Source organism: Ruegeria sp. YTSA064 (assembly GCF_059610325.1).
The window spans coordinates 209520-226350 of the sequence record NZ_JBXWNK010000004.1 but is presented as its reverse complement, the minus strand read 5'-3'; the positions used below and the strand labels follow the sequence as shown (position 1 = coordinate 226350).

Annotated in this window: 15 protein-coding genes; 9 read left to right on the top strand and 6 right to left on the bottom strand. The window is 57.5% G+C overall.

Translation table 11 applies throughout. The annotated features are described in order from the left end of the window. Positions 1–51: 51 nt before the first annotated feature. Both AC2FI7_RS08005 and AC2FI7_RS08000 read left to right on the top strand, forming a co-directional pair. Positions 52–477 carry a GlcG/HbpS family heme-binding protein gene (locus AC2FI7_RS08005; RefSeq protein WP_010442816.1) on the top strand — a complete coding sequence of 142 codons (426 nt, stop codon included), beginning with the start codon at positions 52–54 and terminating at the stop codon, positions 475–477. Positions 478–612: 135 nt separating this feature from the next. Further along, on the top strand, positions 613–1392 hold the full coding sequence (locus AC2FI7_RS08000; RefSeq protein WP_029622151.1) for a gamma-glutamyl-gamma-aminobutyrate hydrolase family protein: 780 nt from the start codon (positions 613–615) through the stop codon (positions 1390–1392). Positions 1393–1431: 39 nt separating this feature from the next. On the opposite strand, the gene AC2FI7_RS07995 is transcribed toward AC2FI7_RS08000, so the two are convergent. Continuing rightward, positions 1432–3672: a xanthine dehydrogenase family protein molybdopterin-binding subunit gene (locus AC2FI7_RS07995; protein WP_010442814.1), complete on the bottom strand. Its 2241-nt coding sequence runs from the start codon at positions 3670–3672 to the stop codon at positions 1432–1434. A gap of 3 nt (positions 3673–3675) precedes the next feature. Continuing rightward, positions 3676–4140 (bottom strand): (2Fe-2S)-binding protein, encoded by a 465-nt coding sequence (locus tag AC2FI7_RS07990; protein ID WP_010442813.1) that lies wholly within the window; start codon positions 4138–4140, stop codon positions 3676–3678. 99 nt (positions 4141–4239) lie between these two features. Between AC2FI7_RS07990 and AC2FI7_RS07985 the strand changes: the two genes are divergently transcribed. Further along, on the top strand, positions 4240–4818 hold the full coding sequence (locus AC2FI7_RS07985; protein ID WP_010442812.1) for a TetR/AcrR family transcriptional regulator: 579 nt from the start codon (positions 4240–4242) through the stop codon (positions 4816–4818). Here AC2FI7_RS07985 and kynU read toward each other — a convergent pair. Continuing rightward, positions 4811–6004 carry a kynureninase gene (kynU, locus tag AC2FI7_RS07980; protein WP_010442811.1) on the bottom strand — a complete coding sequence of 398 codons (1194 nt, stop codon included), beginning with the start codon at positions 6002–6004 and terminating at the stop codon, positions 4811–4813. The two genes, AC2FI7_RS07985 and kynU, sit on opposite strands and share 8 nt — an antisense overlap. A gap of 218 nt (positions 6005–6222) precedes the next feature. Between kynU and AC2FI7_RS07975 the strand changes: the two genes are divergently transcribed. The 6 genes from AC2FI7_RS07975 (at position 6223) to AC2FI7_RS07950 (ending at position 12951) form a co-directional block, all read left to right on the top strand. Further along, positions 6223–6672: a methyltransferase family protein gene (locus tag AC2FI7_RS07975; RefSeq protein WP_010442810.1), complete on the top strand. Its 450-nt coding sequence runs from the start codon at positions 6223–6225 to the stop codon at positions 6670–6672. A gap of 132 nt (positions 6673–6804) precedes the next feature. Continuing rightward, the gene (locus AC2FI7_RS07970) at positions 6805–8376 is read left to right on the top strand and encodes a Re/Si-specific NAD(P)(+) transhydrogenase subunit alpha (RefSeq protein WP_010442809.1); all 1572 of its coding nucleotides are present in this window, start codon (positions 6805–6807) and stop codon (positions 8374–8376) included. Between the two features lie 13 nt (positions 8377–8389). Further along, positions 8390–9844: an NAD(P)(+) transhydrogenase (Re/Si-specific) subunit beta gene (locus AC2FI7_RS07965; protein ID WP_010442808.1), complete on the top strand. Its 1455-nt coding sequence runs from the start codon at positions 8390–8392 to the stop codon at positions 9842–9844. Between the two features lie 160 nt (positions 9845–10004). Next, positions 10005–10361 (top strand): VOC family protein, encoded by a 357-nt coding sequence (locus AC2FI7_RS07960; protein WP_010442807.1) that lies wholly within the window; start codon positions 10005–10007, stop codon positions 10359–10361. Positions 10362–10467: 106 nt separating this feature from the next. Further along, positions 10468–11745 carry a DUF3422 family protein gene (locus AC2FI7_RS07955; RefSeq protein WP_010442806.1) on the top strand — a complete coding sequence of 426 codons (1278 nt, stop codon included), beginning with the start codon at positions 10468–10470 and terminating at the stop codon, positions 11743–11745. 69 nt (positions 11746–11814) lie between these two features. After that, positions 11815–12951 (top strand): MFS transporter, encoded by a 1137-nt coding sequence (locus tag AC2FI7_RS07950; protein ID WP_010442805.1) that lies wholly within the window; start codon positions 11815–11817, stop codon positions 12949–12951. A gap of 6 nt (positions 12952–12957) precedes the next feature. Here the strand turns inward: AC2FI7_RS07950 and AC2FI7_RS07945 are convergent, their stop codons facing one another. The 3 genes from AC2FI7_RS07945 to AC2FI7_RS07935 all read right to left on the bottom strand — a co-directional run bounded on the left by AC2FI7_RS07945 (position 12958) and on the right by AC2FI7_RS07935 (position 16739). Continuing rightward, positions 12958–13938, bottom strand: a complete 981-nt coding sequence (locus AC2FI7_RS07945; protein WP_010442804.1) for an ABC transporter permease — start codon at positions 13936–13938, stop codon at positions 12958–12960. After that, complete coding sequence (locus tag AC2FI7_RS07940; protein ID WP_010442803.1) at positions 13931–14938, bottom strand: ABC transporter permease; 1008 nt, start codon at positions 14936–14938, stop codon at positions 13931–13933. The genes AC2FI7_RS07945 and AC2FI7_RS07940 overlap by 8 nt, the downstream gene beginning before the upstream one ends. Before the next feature lie 94 nt (positions 14939–15032). Beyond that, positions 15033–16739: a peptide ABC transporter substrate-binding protein gene (locus tag AC2FI7_RS07935; protein ID WP_010442802.1), complete on the bottom strand. Its 1707-nt coding sequence runs from the start codon at positions 16737–16739 to the stop codon at positions 15033–15035. Positions 16740–16831: the final 92 nt, after the last annotated feature.

The window sequence follows — 16831 nt, the reverse complement described above, 5'->3', positions numbered from 1 at the left end:
CCCCCTCGCGCTCCCCCGAGGATATTTTGGGCCAGATGAAAGGGATCGGGCATGGTTATTTCATTGCGCAAAGCGCGGACCATCATTCGAAAAGCGCTGGAAAAAGGGCGTGAGATGGAGCTGAAGCCCCTCTCGGTTGTGGTTCTGGATGCGGGCGGTCACGTGATCGCTTTTGAACGCGAAGACGGTGCCGCGCCGGGGCGGTTTGCAATTGCGCATGGCAAAGCATACGGATCGGTGATGCTGGGCATGGCGGGTACTGCGCAGATGCAGCGCGCCGAAGGGCAGGCCTATTTCATGGCGGCGGTGAACGGGGTTTACGGCGGTCAGGTTGTACCAGTCCCAGGCGGAGTTCTGGTGCGTGACCGCAAGGGTGCAGTGATTGGTGCCGTGGGTGTCACTGGCGATACGTCCGACAATGACGCCCAAGCCGCGCTCGTTGGCATCGAGGGTGCCGGGCTCGTGGGCGAGATCTAAAACCCTCGGTTCGATTTTACAGGTGATGTGCGCGGCTGAACACGCGCTTGCGCTGCCATGCAGGGTCTGTGTCGTTGCGCGCGGCTCGGGCTGCCGATAGGTTTTGCAGAATACCTGCGAAACAAAGGACTTGGAATGGCGCGCCCCGTTGTTGGAATTATCGGCAACTCTTACTTGATGAATGATCAGTACCCGACGCATGCGGGCGGGACGATGAATTCTGATGCGGTGTCCAACGTATCGGATTGTCTGCCTCTGCTGATACCTGCTGATCCGCGCTATGTATCGGTCGACGAATTGCTAGAGGTTTGCGACGGTTTTTTGCTGACAGGCGGGCGCCCCAATGTTCATCCTGAGGAATATGGCGAGCCCGCAACCGAAGCGCATGGTGAGTTCGACCGCGCGCGGGATGCGATCACGCTGCCTCTGGTCCGGGCTTGTGCCGAGCGGGGGCAGCCGTTTTTTGGGATCTGCCGAGGGTTTCAGGAAGTGAACGTCGCCTTGGGTGGCACGCTTTATCCCGAAATTCGCGATCTTCCTGGGCGCCAGAACCACCGAATGCCACCCGATGGCACGTTGGAGGAAAAGTTTGCCTTGCGGCACGTCGTGAAGATGACCGAAGGTGGAGTTTTCCACCGCTTGTTGGGTGCGGCTGAGGTGATGACCAATACACTGCACGGGCAGGGGATCAAAACATTGGGCGAGAATGTGGTGATTGACGGCCACGCCCCTGATGGAACACCCGAGGCGATTTATGTCAAGGATGCGCCCGGATTTACCCTGTCGGTCCAGTGGCATCCAGAGTGGGATGCGGCGAATGACCCGGTCTCGCGGCCGCTGTTCCAGGCGTTCGGACGCGCTGTACACGCTTGGGCGGAAGGGAATGAAGCGGCTCGTTTCCAGCGCACGGCCTGAAGGTGAATTGGCCCGACGCGGCGCCGGACCAAATCGTTCTTAGACCATCAAGTTGAACTGTTTGTTCAGCGGCAGGCTGCGCGCGCGCTCTCCGGTCAGATCAAACAATGCGTTCCCCAAAGCGGGCATCGAGGGCGGAGTACCCGGCTCACCGACACCACCCAGATGTTTCTGGGTTTCGAGTATCCGGACTTCTGTTACTGGAGTGTTGTGCATCCGAAGCCCGTCATAGTCCGGGAAGTTCAGTTGTTCGACTTCACCATCCGAGAAGGTGATCTCGCCTGAGGTCGCAGCCGAAAGGCCATAGATCATGCCGCCAATCATCTGCGCCTCAACTGTTGCCGGATCAAGCGCGAGGCCCACATCGCAGGCGATCCAGGCTTTGCGGATTCGGATGGTACCATCCTCGTCCACCACCTCGATCACCTGTGCGACCGGGGTCCCAAAGCTGTAAGTCATCGCCACGCCACGTCCGACACCATTTGGGGTCTTGCCGGTCCAACCTGACATCTCCTTGACGGCTTCAAGACATCCCGCAGCTGGGGCGAATTCGGTCTTGGTCAGTTCAATCCGAAAGTCCAGCGGATCACGCCCGGCGGCATGGGCCATCTCGTCCAAAAAGGTCTCGTGAAAGAAACCATTGTGGCTGTTGCCGACCGATCGCCAGAACCCAACCGGTACGGCCAGATCAGCGATGTGGCCGCTCATGCGATAATTCGGAACGGCGTAAGGTTGGTTGAAGAAACCTTCGACAAGGACTTTGTCGGGTCCCCCGCCGGAAAAGCCGGTATATCGCTTCACGGCTTGCTGGGTTGGGGATTGGGAGGCGACCTTGCCGTCGATCAGAACGGCTTTGCCGTCCTTCACCGCACCACGCATTCGGGCCATGGCACCTGGACGGTAGTAATCGTGGCGCATATCCTCTTCACGGCTCCAGGTGGTCTGAACCGGGGTGCCGGGCATCGCCATGGCGACTTTGGTTGCGATCTCGCCGAAATCCAGCTCGCCCCGGCGGCCGAAGCCTCCACCCAGATAAGTGGTGTGAATCTCAACTGCCTCGGTCTCAAGCCCGGCGGTGTTGGCCACCCGCATCTGGATCAGCGTCGGGGCCTGATTGCCGCACCACAGGTCCAGCTTGCTGCCGGTATAGAGCGCGGTGGCGTTCATTGGTTCCATCGTGGCGTGGGCCAGATAAGGAACAGTGTAGTCCGCCGTGATTTCGGTGGCCCCTTCGGGCAGAACATCTACATCTCCATCATCACGCATGGTCGAGTTCGAAGCGTCATCAAACGCTTTGGCGATCTGTTCAAACAATGCATCGGTTTCGGGAGGATAGGGGGCGTCGCCCCAATCTACGTCGATCGCCTCGACCGCCTGCATCGCAAGCCATGTGTTGTTGGCTATCACAGCAACGCCCGTGCCCAGATCAACGATTTTTTCGACCCCGGGCATGGTTTCGGCCGCGCTGGCGTCGAAGCCGTTCATCGTGCCGCCCAGCTTGGGGTTCATGCGGACCGAGGCGAATTTCAACCCCTCAGGCCGTACGTCGATACCAAAGGTTGCGGTGCCAGTAGACTTTCCCGGAATATCAACGCGCGGGAGGGATTTGCCGATCAAACGCCACTCTGACGGATCGCGCAGGGTGACCTCGGGCGGCTCGATCTGGCCTGCGGCCTCGGCTAGTTCGGTGTAGGGAATGCGCGTGCCGTCCGGTGCGATCACAGCGCCATTTTCGGTCTTGAGTTGGTCGCGATCAACGCCCAACTGGTCCGCAGCGGCCTGTTTCAACGTCTCGCGCGCGGTGGCTCCAGCCATCCGCATCCGTTCGAATCCGTCTTTCATCGATGTCGACCCACCGGTGACCTGCAGGCTGAGTGTTCGGCCCAAAACGCCCAGTGCCTCACCCAAATTGTGCTGGAAATCCGAGACGTCATAGCCTTTGTTTGGCAGGCTTTCCCCCATGAGGGCGTGGTTGTAATAGGCCGCAGCAGCAGGACCGTGCAGCACGCGGATATCGTCCAGTTCGACATCCAATTCTTCGGCGATCAGCGCCGCCCAGGTGGTCATCACGCCCTGACCCATCTCAGCACGCGGCGCGAACAGGGTCACGCCCTGCTGGTCGATCAGAACAAAGGGGCTGAGCGCGGTTTCACCTTCACGCGGCTTCAGCGGATTCGCGGCAGGACGAGTGACATAATAGGCGCCAAAGGCCACGCCACCGACAATGGCGGCTGATCCGATCAGGAAGGTGCGGCGCAGGATTTTTCCGATGCTTGCCATGAATCAGGCCTCCTTCAGTTTGGATGCGGCGTCGTTGATGGCGGCGCGGATGCGAGGATAGGTGCCGCAGCGGCATAGGTTGCCCTGCATGGCGTCGTCGATTTCAGCGTCCGATGGGGCCGGGTTTTCGGCCAGAAGGGCTGCGGCCTGCATGACCTGGCCCGACTGGCAATAGCCGCATTGGGCCACTTGGTGATCAGCCCAGGCCTTCTGGATCGTTGCCATGGCGTCAGGCGTACCAAGCCCTTCGACCGTGGTGACATCTCCCCAAACATCCGAAAGTGACACCTGGCAGGACCGCACGGCCTCACCATCAATATGAACTGTGCAGGCACCGCAGGCGGCCACGCCGCAACCGAACTTAGTGCCGGTCAGTCCAACCTCATCTCGCAGCACCCACAGCAAGGGCACATCATCAGGCAGATCAACCTGATGGGTCTTTCCGTTGATCTTTAGGGCCGTCGCCATGGCGCACCTCTCTTAGCTTTGGCTGGTTCCTGACATATTTAATGGAAAATGTCAGCTTGTCAATTGACAAAATATACAAGAAATGTCAGAGGTTCTCTCATGACGAGTGCAAGTGAAGAATCCAAGACTGCGGCCATTCTGAGTTCGGCTTTTCGAGCCTTCGCAGCTTATGGGTTTCGCAAGACGTCCATGGATGACATCGCCAAAGGGGCAGGGATGTCGCGGCCCGCAGTATATCTGCATTACAAAAATAAAGAGGCCATCGTCCGCGAGCTGACTCAGTATTACTACGACGAAAAAGTCATACTGGTGGCGGAGGCATTGGCCGGTGAAGGCTCATTGCCGGAAATTCTTGCAGGCGCTGTCCAAGCACAATCCCAAGGGATGGCCGAGATTTTGGCATCGCCCCATGGGCTTGAAATGCTCGATGCAACAAAGTCCATGTCGACCGACATCGTTCAGGAGGGTGAGGCCAAACTAACGCGTCTTTACGCGGATTGGTTGCGTCGTGAAGATTCTGCTGGTCGTGCGCATTTGCCGGTTGGCCCGGATGAGGCCGCAAAAACGATAACAACATCGCTGAAGGGCATCAAAATGACGGCCTCCAGCGCTGAAGAATTCGAGCAGGGCATTTCGCAATTGGCCACGCTGTTGGGCGCGGCACTGGAGATCAGGTAACGCGCTGACGGATTTTGTATTCCGGCTTGTCCCACAATTTGTTGGTGATGATGTCGGCAAGAATTTGGGCGGCCTGTTCCACATCACCTTCATCGATATACAACGGCGTGAAGCCGAAACGCATGATATCGGGCGCTCGGAAATCACCGATCACGCCACGCGCGATCAAGGCCTGCATGGCAGCGTAACCTTCATCAAAATGAAACGAGACCTGACTGCCGCGCTGGGCAGGATCACGGGGGCTCGCCAGGGATAGGTCGGGGCAGGTGGCTTCGACGCGAGCGATGAACAACTCGGTCAATTCGATGGATTTGGCACGCACATCGGCCATTTCGGCCATATCCCAGATATCCATCGCCGCCGACAAGGCGGCCATCTGGATGACCGGTGGGGTGCCAACCCGCATCCGCTCGATCCCGGCACCGGGACGATAGTCGAGATCGAAAGCAAAGGGTGCCTCGTGTCCCAGCCAGCCTGAAAGCGCCGGGCGCACTTTTCCAGACAAGCGTGGGGCCACATAGATAAAGGCGGGCGCACCCGGGCCACCGTTGAGATATTTGTACGTGCAGCCAACAGCGAAATCCGCATTGCAGCCGGACAGATCAACCGGGACGGCCCCCGCAGAGTGTGCCAGATCCCAGACCGTCACGACGCCATTGGCATGGGCGAGTTCGGTCAGTGCTTTCATGTCATGCATACGACCCGAGCGATAGTCGACTTCGGTCAGCATCAGAACCGCGACCTCTTCGGTGATGTGCTCGGCAACATCCTGAGGGTCGACCACGCGCAATTCATAGTCGGGCCCCAGTGACCGCAACAGACCGTCGGCCATGTATAGGTCAGACGGGAAATTGCCGTTGTCAGACAGGACGACCCTGCGAGTCGGGTTCAGTTCCAGCGCTGAGGCAACTGCCTGATATACCTTGATCGACAGAGTGTCACCCACCACAACGCTGCCAGGCTCAGCCCCGATCAGCCGTCCGATCCTGTCGCCCAGTCCGGTCGGCATACCCATCCACCCGGCCTTGTTCCAACCGGTGATAAGCATCTGCCCCCACTCATCCTTCAACATGCTCTCGACGCGCTTCGCCGCTGATTTCGGCAAAGGACCCAGAGAGTTGCCGTCCAGATACAACACGCCTTCGGGTAGATGGAACATGGATTTGGTTGTGGCGAAATCGGTCATGGATTTTCTTTTCTACTGCTTTGGTTCGGATGATTGACTTTGGCCTATCTGATCTGAACCAACCTGTCCATTCTTGGCATCTCGTGCCTTGCTGGCTTGAACGTGCGCTAACTTTTCAGGATGCGACAACCTTTGCTTTTGCCTTCAAAGTCAGAAAGCGATAACACAGCGCCCAGAAACGACATGCGTGGGTGTGTGTCACCGCTTTGGGGAAGGCCATGCGCCGGATCGATCTTCCACCTGTTTGGCTTGTGGGCTTCGCCGCGTTGGCTTGGGTGCAAGCGCGCGTGCTGCCGATGGGGCTGTCTCTGGACGGGGCGGTGACGGATTTGCTCAGCGGCATTCTTATCGGCGGCGGTATTATTCTTGCGATCATGGCTGTGGTCGAATTCCGTCGTCACCGCACCTCTGTTCTTCCGCATGAAACGCCGTCGGCGATGGTTCAATCAGGTATCTACAAACGCAGCCGCAACCCGATTTATTTGGGCGATGTGCTGATATTGGCGGGATTGATCTTGCGCTTCGACGCGGTGTTGTCGTTGGTGTTGCTTCCGATCTTTGTCTGGCTTTTGGAGCGCCGTTTTATCATTCCCGAGGAAGACCGGTTGCGCCGCACATTCCGAGCAGATTTCGCACGATACGAACGCAAAACACGGCGATGGATTTAAGGGTGTGGTCATCATGACACAGCGTCTCAATTGCTGCGCTTGCGAAATAATCTTGCGCAGGATACATGTCGGCTTGTCATTCTATGCTGAACACCCACCTGGCCTGAATCTAAAATTAGGGGGAACCGACTGGTGAAAATTGGGACGCCAAAGGAAACGTATAAGGGCGAGAACCGGGTCGCGATGACTCCGGACTCGGCCGTGCAGTTGCAGAAACTGGGTTTTGAATGCCTGATCGAAAAAGGCGCGGGCGCGGCTGCGGGGTTTTCGGATGCCGCTTATGAAGCTGCTGGCGTCGAGGTCATAAAGACCGCAGCCTCGCTTTGGAAGGCGGCAGATATCATTGCCAAGGTTCGTCAGCCTGATGCCACCGAGCTAAAGCGGCTGAACAAGGACAAGACCCTGATTTCTTTCTTCAACCCTGCCGGGAACGAAGAGGGAATGGAGGCCGCCAAGTCCAAGGGCGCGACTGTAATCGCGATGGAGATGGTGCCGCGTATTTCGCGCGCGCAGAAGATGGACGCGCTGTCTTCGATGGCCAATATTGCCGGTTACCGAGCGGTAATCGAAGCGGGCAACAACTTTGGCCGATTCTTTACCGGTCAGGTGACGGCGGCCGGTAAAGTTCCACCTGCCAAGGTACTGATCGTGGGCGCCGGAGTGGCCGGGCTGGCGGCGATCGGGACGTCGACTTCGCTAGGTGCGATCACCTATGCCTTTGACGTGCGCCCCGAAGTGGCCGAGCAGGTCGAATCCATGGGGGCCGAGTTCGTCTATCTGGACTTCGAGGAGGAACAGCAAGACGGAGCGGCGACCGGTGGTTACGCCTCGGTCCAGTCTGAAGAATTCCGCGAGGCACAACTGGCCAAGTTCCGCGAGCTTGCTCCGGAAATGGATATCGTCATAACCACTGCGCTGATCCCAAACCGCGAAGCACCCGAGCTTTGGACCAAGGACATGGTCGAGGCGATGAAGCCGGGTTCGGTCATCGTTGATTTGGCTGCAGAAAAGGGCGGCAACTGTAAGCTCACCGTGCCGGATGAGAAGATCGTGACCGACAACGGCGTGACCATCATCGGCTATACTGACTTCCCCAGCCGGATGGCAGCGCAGTCTTCGTCGCTGTATGCGACCAACATCCGACACATGATGACCGACCTGACGCCCGAGAAGGACGGCAAAGTCAATCACGACATGGAAGATGACGTGATCCGCGGCGCGACCGTGACCCACGAGGGTGAGATCACCTTCCCGCCGCCACCGCCCAAGGTGCAGGCAATTGCGGCGCAGAAAAAGCCCGAGGTCAAAGAACTGACCCCTGAAGAGAAAAAGTTGCAGGAGATCGCGGCCTTCAAGGCGCAAACCAAGCAGCAGTTTACCTTGCTGGGTGTCGGTGGTGCGCTGATGCTGCTGGTCGGGCTGGTTGCTCCGGCCAGCTTTATGCAGCATTTTATCGTCTTTGTGTTGGCGATCTTCGTGGGCTTCCAAGTGATCTGGAACGTCTCACACAGCTTACACACTCCGCTGATGGCGATCACTAACGCGATCTCGTCGATCATCATCGTCGGGGCCTTGATGCAGATCGGATCGGGGTCATTCCTGGTCATTCTGCTTGCGGCGCTGGCTGTCTTCATGGCCGGGATCAACATCTTCGGCGGCTTCCTCGTAACCCGGCGCATGCTCGCCATGTTCCAGAAATCTTAAGGAGGCCGGGCAAATGGAATTTGGCTTCACTACTGCCGCCTACGTTGTTGCGGCTGTTCTGTTCATCCTTTCGCTCGGCGGTCTGTCGAACCAAGAAAGCGCTAAGCGCGCGGTTTGGTACGGCATCGTCGGTATGGCGCTGGCGGTCTTTGCCACGCTGGTTGGCCCGGGTTCCGGCCTGTGGTTGCTGTCGCTGCTCCTGATCGTCGGCGGCGGTCTGATCGGTCAGTACGTGGCGCAGCGCGTCCAGATGACCGAGATGCCGCAGCTTGTGGCCGCGATGCACTCGCTGGTCGGTCTGGCGGCTGTGTTCGTGGGTTTCAATGCGCATTTTGAGATTGGCAACGTGGCGCAAGCCATGGCTATTGCTGACAGCGCGAAAGAAGCGGACCTGTCCAATCTGGGCGCCTTTGGCAAGCTGATTGCTAAGAAAACATCGGCCGAGTTGGCGATCCTGCATGTTGAACTGTTCCTCGGAATCTTCATCGGCGCGATCACCTTTACTGGTTCGGTCGTGGCCTATGGCAAGCTGGCCGGGAAGGTGACCTCGGCGGCGACCAAGCTACCCGGCGGCCACGCGCTGAACGCGGCAGCTGCGGGTCTCTCGCTGATCTGCCTGGTGTGGTACACCTCGACCGGTGGCTTCTTCCCGTTGTTCCTGATGACGCTGGCGGCGCTGTTTATCGGCTATCACCTGATCATGGGCATCGGTGGTGCCGACATGCCGGTGGTTGTGTCGATGCTGAACTCGTATTCGGGCTGGGCAGCGGCGGCCATTGGTTTCTCGCTGGGCAACGACCTGCTGATTGTGGTTGGTGCGCTGGTGGGCTCGTCTGGCGCGATCCTGTCTTACATCATGTGCAAGGCGATGAACCGTCACTTTGTGAGCGTGATCTTGGGCGGCTTTGGCGGCCCGCAGGGTGAACAGATGGCTGTTGAAGGCGAGCAGGTCGCGATTGAAGCTGACGGCGTGGCTGCGGCACTGAACGACGCCGATAGCATCGTCATCATCCCCGGTTACGGCATGGCCGTGGCACAGGCGCAGCAATCGGTCAGTGAACTGGTCCGTAAGCTGCGTGCCAAAGGCAAGAACGTGCGCTTCGCGATCCACCCAGTTGCGGGTCGTCTGCCCGGCCATATGAACGTTCTGCTGGCCGAGGCAAAGGTGCCGTATGATATCGTTCTGGAAATGGACGAAATCAATGATGACTTCCCTGACACGGATGTCGCCATCGTAATCGGCTCGAACGACATTGTGAACCCTGCGGCGCAGGAGGACCCCAACAGCCCGATCGCCGGGATGCCGGTTCTGGAATGCTGGAAAGCGAAGCAGGTGTTCGTGTCGAAACGCGGTCAGGGTACCGGGTATTCTGGAATCGAAAACCCGCTGTTCTTCAAGGAAAACACCCGCATGTTCTATGGCGATGCAAAGGCGTCCTTGGACAAGCTGTTGCCAATGATCGATTGATCACGGGACATGACCAAATTGCAAAGGGCGCCTTGGGGCGCCCTTTTCTTTTTTGATTGAGGGGGCTTTGCCCCCTTGGACCCCCCGGAGTATTTGGGGCCAGATGAAGCAAGCGGATATGGTATTACGGTGACGTTGGGCGATTGTTGGGAGGATTCAGATGCAGAAAGTGAATGGCATAGGTGGCGTGTTTTTTCGCGCTAAAGATCCGGAGGCTCTGAGTGCGTGGTATGAGGAGCATCTGGGAGTTAATCACTACGACCCCGTCCCCTGGAAACAGCGTGAAGGCTATACCGTGTTTGCGCCGTTTGCGCAGGATACCGATTATTTCGGCAGGGCTGATCAGCAATGGATGATCAATTTTCGTGTCGATGATTTGGATGCCATGATTGCACAGCTAGAGACTGCCGGAATTACAGTTGAAACGCATCCTGATTGGGATAGCGAGGTCGGCAATTTTGCACGTATTCACGATCCCGAGGGGAACCCCATCGAGCTCTGGCAGCCAAATCAATGACATAGCGGGTTGTATACCATTGTATCCTCTTAACTATATGAAATAAAAAGATAATTGATGTATTCCGTGAGCTGCGTATAGTGCCGGAAGCCTTGGGGAATGATCCATGACTCCGATAGATGACCATCCGCTGCGCTATGCGCTGGCCAATGAACTGCATGCGCGACCCTTTCCGGTGGCTTCAGCACCCTGCACCGTGGTATTTCTGGCGATCAAGAAAACGGATGCCGCAGCGGCCCGGGATCGCAATCTGGATATGGCGCATCTGATCGACTTGCTGAATCGCCACGGTGCGCAGCACCCGCAGCCAGGCGCGACGCATTATGCTGGTCAAATCGGGCGCCATTGGCTGAAATGGGAACAGCATACCGAGTTTGTGACATACACGGCCATTGCGCAGAATGTCAGTGATCGGGCTTTTAATCCCGCGGATTTCGAAGTGTTCCCGCCCGATTGGTTGATGGCTAGCCCGGGACGGCGGATCACATCGATCATGATGCGTGTGGTCGAGCGGTCAGAGGATGCCCTGGTCACGCAAGCGCTGTCGGACTGGTTCGAGCCTGAAAGCCTGGCTGTGGCTAGCGTTCTGGATGACTCGGCGATTTGCGCCAGCGATTTTCGTATCGACCCGACCGGTCACATGCGGTTTGCGCTGTTTGTTTCGAATTTTGCCGGTCAACGAAGAACCGGTCGAATTCTCCAGCGTCTTTGCGAAATCGAAACCTATAAAGCGATGTCCATGCTCGGCTTCGCCCGCGTCAAAGACCTGATGCCACGCATCGGTGAACTTGATAAGAAACTGTCCGATCTGATGGTCCAGATGACCGATGAATCCGCAGCCCCTGACGATCTGTTGCTGCAATTGTTGTCGACTTCGACCGAGTTGGAAACAATATCCGCGCGCACTTCGTTCCGTTTTGGGGCGACCGGAGCCTATGAGGCGATCGTCAACCAGAGGATAACGGTTCTGCGCGAGGAACGGTTTCAGGGTCGTCAGAACTTTGCTGACTTCATGATGCGCAGGTATGACCCTGCGATCCGAACAGTGAAATCCACCGAACGTCGCCTGCAAGCCTTATCCGACCGCGCCATTCGGGCGGGTGAGCTGTTGCGTACCCGGGTGGATGTTGAGCGTAGTGCGCAGAACCAGGCTTTGCTGGAAAGCATGGACCGACGCGCCGATCTGGCGTTGCGGTTGCAGCACACCGTCGAAGGGCTTTCAGTGGTTGCGATCAGCTATTATGCGGTCTCGCTTGTTAGCTACTTTCTGTATCCACTGACGAAGATCGGGATCAGCAAGGGGATGCTGACAGCAGCGGTGACAGTCCCGGTTGTACTGGGAGTTTGGCTTGCCATACGTCAAATTCGCAAGCGGTTGGAATAGACGGTATTTGCCAAATGCCGAAGGACCTGTAGAACCGTCATAATTTGGCAATATTCTCGAGGGTAATCCGTGATCGGTATATTGGCAGCATGGCGCGCAGTCGCCGCCATGTTCATCCTAAATGGTGCTTTGTTTGGCATTTGGGCCTCGCGCATTCCAGCGGTACGCGACCGGCTGGAACTAAGCCACGAGGCACTAGGGTATGGCCTACTGTTTATGGCAGCAGGTGCGGTTTGTTCTTTTCCTATCACCGGGAAACTGACGGATCGGTTTGGGGCTGTGGCGATCACCCGGATCATCGCGGTTCTTTATACTGCCTCGCTGATCCTGCTGGCGTTTGCGAATGGGTTCTGGGCGCTGACCGCGTTCCTGTTCGTATTTGGTGCATTTCACGGTTCGATGGACGTAGCCATGAACGCTTGGGCCGCCGAAGTTGAGCAGACCTATGACAAACCAGTCATGTCATCGTTCCATGCAATGTGGAGCCTCGGCGCAGGGCTAGGGGCTCTCAGCGGCTATGCTGCGGTTCAAATGGGGCTGAGCGTGGTTCAGCATTTCCTGCTGGCAGGGGGCATCGTTGTGGGGCTGGCATTGGCTCTGTCCTGGGTGCAATGGACGTCTCGTCGGTCGGAAGCCAAGAAAGGATCGGTTTTTGCATTGCCTTCCGGTGCTTTGGTGCTGGTTGGATTTACGGCACTCTGTGGAGCTTTGGGTGAGGGCGCGGTGGCAGATTGGAGTGCGATCTTCCTGCGTGACGTGACAGGTGCCGCTGAGAGCATTGCAGCGCTAGGCTATGCTATATTCTCGGTAACAATGGTGCTGTTTAGATTGGCAGGCGGTTTTGTAATTTCCCGATTTGGACCCGTGGCGACGGCACGTTTTGGCGGCATCTGCGCTGCACTGGGTGTGTATACCGTGGTATCAGCCAGTGAGGCAGGGCTCGCTCTGGCAGGGTTTGCCCTGATGGGGCTCGGCTATGCTGTGATCATGCCTTTGGCGTTTAGTCGTGCCGCAAATGATCCGCGTGTCCCACCGGGTCAGGCGATCGCTAGTGTCGCGACTTTGGGGTACGGAGGGTTGTTGATCGGGCCGCCCCTGATCGGGTTCTTGGCGGAATTGATGACCTTGAGATTGGCGTTTGCGGTTCTTTTGCCGCTGGCCGTCCTGATCATTGTGCTAGCCGGCGCGCTGAAGCGCGCCGACTGAAGTTGCTTAGCGTCCGCGAATACGCGGATCGAGCGCGTCGCGTAGTCCGTCGCCCAGATAGTTCACGCTCAACACGGTCAGCGATATTGCAAGTCCGGGCCAGAACACTCGCTCAGGGTATTGCTGCAAATAGTCGACGCCGTCGAACAGCAGGCGGCCCCATGTCGGGAAGTCCGGCGGGAAGCCGAGGCCGAGGAAGGATAGAGCGCTTTCTGTGATGATCGCCGTCGCGATACCCAAGGTTGCAGACACCATGATTGGAGACAACACGTTCGGCAGGATATGCCGCGTAATGATCTGCGTGTTGCTGGTGCCGATGGACCGTGCAGCAAGAACGAACTCACGTTCCTTGATTGCCAACACATCGCCGCGCACGATCCGGGCGGTGGGCATCCAAGAGGTGATCCCGATGGCGCAGACGATCAGTATGAAAATCCCGCGTTCCAGCCCGAATGCAGCGGACAAAGGCTCGCGAAACAGCAGCATCATCACCAACAACAAGGGCAACAGAGGCAGGGCCAGGAACAAATCGGTCAGGCGCATCAGCGGCCCATCAAGGCGTTTGAAGAACCCGGCGACTACTCCGATCAATGACCCAAGGAACAGAGCCAGCAGCATCGCAGTGATGCCCACTGAAACCGAGGTCTGCCCACCCGACATCATCCGCGCCAGAATATCGCGACCCAACTGGTCGGTCCCAAAGGGATGCGCCCAACTGGGACCTTGATTGCGCGAACGGATGTCGATCTGAGTGGGATCAATGCTCCACAAGTAGGGACCCAAATAAACACCGGCTACGATGAAGATGAACAGAATCGCTCCAATCATCGCGCCTTTGTGGGTTTTGAACTGGTCCCAGACATCGCGCCACTGGCTGCGGGGTGGCGTAGTCAGCTCTTCCATAACGTCAGTGGTTGGCAGAGCGGTCGAGGCGGGCGCAAGTCCTTCGTCCGGGACCAGCGTATCGGTACGATCATGATCAGTCATAGCGAATCCTCGGGTCCAGAATGCCGTAGAGCACATCGGCGATCAGGTTGAACAGCACGATCAGCACCGCAAAGATGAAGGTTAGCGTCTGCACCATCGGCAGATCATTGGCCTGGATGGCCCCGATCAGTAATTGGCCGATACCGTTCACCTTGAACACCTGCTCGGTGATGATGGCGCCGCCGAAGATGGCCGGGATACCCAGTGCAATCACGGTGACCACGGGGATCATTGAGTTGCGCAGGACATGGACCATGACCACGGTGTACTCGCTGAGGCCCTTGGCACGCGCGGTACGGACGTAATCCTGATTGAGATTGTCCAGCATCGAAGCGCGCATGAAGCGGCTCAACTGCGCAGTGATCTGCAACGCCAAAACCATGACCGGCATGATCATCTGTTTCAGCTGCAACATGAAACTGTCCCAACTGTTCACCACCAGGGTGGTATCGTAAATCGACGGAAACCAGCCGAGCTGAACCGAGAAGATCACGATTACCAGCACGCCCGAGAAGAAGGGCGGAACCGAGAAACCGACCATCGACACGAATGTGCCCATCTGGTCGAACCAGGAATACTGACGGTACGCGGAATAGATGCCGATGGGCAGGGCGATCAGAATGGCGACCACATAGGCGGTGCCAACAACCCACAGGGTCTGCGGGATACGCTGAACGACGATGTCCATGACGGGTGAACGAGTCTGCCACGAAATCACACGCAGATCACCTTCGGAAAAGGTCGTGCCAAACATCGCATCGATTAGCACCTGCGGTTCAATCCAGAAGAATTGCACGATCCATTTCCAGAACCGGATATGCATCGGCTGACCGAGGCCAAGTGCCTCGCGCATCTTCTCTTTGACTTCGGGGGGGACGGTGAGCGGGACCTGCGCCATCGGGTCGCCAGGTGCGAGTTCGAGGAGCAGGAAGATGACGAGGCTGATGAACAGAAGCGTCGGAACCGCCAGCACCAGTCGTCGAATGGTAAAGTTAAGCATTAAGAGGCGCCTTTATATGCGTCTTCTTGTTGGAGTGGTCTGCAACTGACCGCGCCCCGAAAGTGATCGGGGCGCGGTTTTGCAAGGCTAACGCTTAGGAACCTGTCTTGCGGTACCAGTCCGCAATGTTCCACAGCTCGCTGTCCCAAACATTCAGGACAACACCACCCAGAGTGTTTGCGTGCGCTGACAGACGACCGCGGTGAACCAGCGGGATCATACCGCCGTTTTCGACCATGATGTCATTCAACTGACGCGCGATCTGCGCGCGCTCATCCGCACCAGCGGTTTCGGCCAGCTGTGCGTGCAGCTTGTCATAGTCCGCGTTGCAGAAACGGCTGATGTTTTCGCCCTGCCACTGGCTTTCCGGCTTGGGTGCCTTATCGCACAGGCCGTTGCCCAGATAGGACTGCGGATCGGTGCCATTGAAGGTGTTCGCATACATCTCAACGTCTGCGTAGAACTTCTGGAAGGTATCGGGCGAGCCCGGATCTCCGCCGAAGAAGACAGATGCGTTGATATTGCGCAGCTCGGTTTCGATGCCGATCTGGCTCCACCACTCCTTGATCAGCGCTTGGAAGTCCTGACGGACGGCGTTGGTCGAGGTCTGATAGACCACTTTCAGTGGCACACCGTCTTTTTCACGAACGCCGTCGCCATCGGAATCGACGATGCCCGCATCATCAAGCAGCTTTTTCGCGCCTTCTATGTCCTGCGTGTCGCAGCTGAAGGTGTCGGAATTCACCGCTGCAGGTGCGGGAACCCAGTTACAGGTGACCTTACCGGCCTGACCGTATCCGATTTCAACCAGCAGTGGCCGGTCGATGGCCAGCGACATCGCCTTATATACAGCCGGATCCTGCAGGAACGGATGCGGATGCGTTGCAGTTGAACGCTCGCCTTCCGGCAGATCTGGCGACGGGTTGGTCTGGTTCAGCATGATGCGTTCAACCAACGGACCAAAGCCTGCAACCGGAGTACCTTTGCCGCCTTCCTGCATCTGCGCGATGACTTCAGGTGCCAGCTGCAGGTTCCAAGCATAGTCAAACTCGCCGGTTTCCATCACCGCACGGCCAGCTGCTGTCGCGTCGCCGCCGCCTTTGAAGGTCACGGTTGCAAAGGCTGGTTTCGCCGGGTCGCGATAGTTGTCGTTAGCCTTGAAGGTGATCACGTCATTGGGCTTGAATTCGGTGACAACAAATGGGCCGGTGCCGATCGGGTTAAAGTTCTGCTCGGTGCATTCGGGTGCTTTGGCCCCCATGCAATCCGCGAACTGGGCCGCCTGGATGATCGGGCTTTCGCCACCCACGAACGGGCCATAGGGGAACGGAGTCGGCGCATCGAATGTGACTTTGACAGTCAGATCATCGACAGCCTCAACATTGGTGACGCCTTCAAATTTGGTCACCTGCGCACAACCGCCTTCTGGGTCCATGCAATAATTTGCGGTAAACACAACGTCAGCTGAGGTGAACGGTGTGCCGTCTGACCATGTGATTCCCGGCGCGATTTTCCAGGTGATTGAGGTCAGGTCTTCGCTGACACCACCATTTGCAACCGTTGGGATCTCGGATGCCAGGAACGGAACCATTTCGCCGTCTTGGTTGTACCGGGCCAGGGGCTCAATCACCAACGAGGCTGATTCCACATCCTTGGTGCCACCCGAAAGGAACGGGTTCAGAATTGATGGGGCCTGCCAGTAAATAATGCTGACATTGCCGTCCGATCCGCGCTCGGCCATGGCCATTGGGGCCATTGCCGTGCTTGCAATCGCACCAAGCAAAAGGGTTTTGATTTTCATCATACACTCCATGTTGGACACGTACGTGTCTCGATTATCTCCGCGATGCCCGCGGATTTGGCGTTGCCGTCAAAAGGGGTAAGAGTATGGAA

Excerpts from the sequence above, each read along its gene's own strand:
- AC2FI7_RS08005 (WP_010442816.1), top strand. The coding sequence starts at position 52 with ATGGTTATTTCATTGCGCAAAGCGCGGACCATCATTCGAAAAGCGCTG.
- AC2FI7_RS08000 (WP_029622151.1), top strand. The coding sequence starts at position 613 with ATGGCGCGCCCCGTTGTTGGAATTATCGGCAACTCTTACTTGATGAAT.
- AC2FI7_RS07995 (WP_010442814.1), bottom strand. The coding sequence starts at position 3,672 with ATGGCAAGCATCGGAAAAATCCTGCGCCGCACCTTCCTGATCGGATCA.
- AC2FI7_RS07990 (WP_010442813.1), bottom strand. The coding sequence starts at position 4,140 with ATGGCGACGGCCCTAAAGATCAACGGAAAGACCCATCAGGTTGATCTG.
- AC2FI7_RS07985 (WP_010442812.1), top strand. The coding sequence starts at position 4,240 with ATGACGAGTGCAAGTGAAGAATCCAAGACTGCGGCCATTCTGAGTTCG.
- kynU (WP_010442811.1), bottom strand. The coding sequence starts at position 6,004 with ATGACCGATTTCGCCACAACCAAATCCATGTTCCATCTACCCGAAGGC.
- AC2FI7_RS07975 (WP_010442810.1), top strand. The coding sequence starts at position 6,223 with ATGCGCCGGATCGATCTTCCACCTGTTTGGCTTGTGGGCTTCGCCGCG.
- AC2FI7_RS07965 (WP_010442808.1), top strand. The coding sequence starts at position 8,390 with ATGGAATTTGGCTTCACTACTGCCGCCTACGTTGTTGCGGCTGTTCTG.
- AC2FI7_RS07960 (WP_010442807.1), top strand. The coding sequence starts at position 10,005 with ATGCAGAAAGTGAATGGCATAGGTGGCGTGTTTTTTCGCGCTAAAGAT.
- AC2FI7_RS07955 (WP_010442806.1), top strand. The coding sequence starts at position 10,468 with ATGACTCCGATAGATGACCATCCGCTGCGCTATGCGCTGGCCAATGAA.
- AC2FI7_RS07945 (WP_010442804.1), bottom strand. The coding sequence starts at position 13,938 with ATGACTGATCATGATCGTACCGATACGCTGGTCCCGGACGAAGGACTT.
- AC2FI7_RS07940 (WP_010442803.1), bottom strand. The coding sequence starts at position 14,938 with ATGCTTAACTTTACCATTCGACGACTGGTGCTGGCGGTTCCGACGCTT.
- AC2FI7_RS07935 (WP_010442802.1), bottom strand. The coding sequence starts at position 16,739 with ATGAAAATCAAAACCCTTTTGCTTGGTGCGATTGCAAGCACGGCAATG.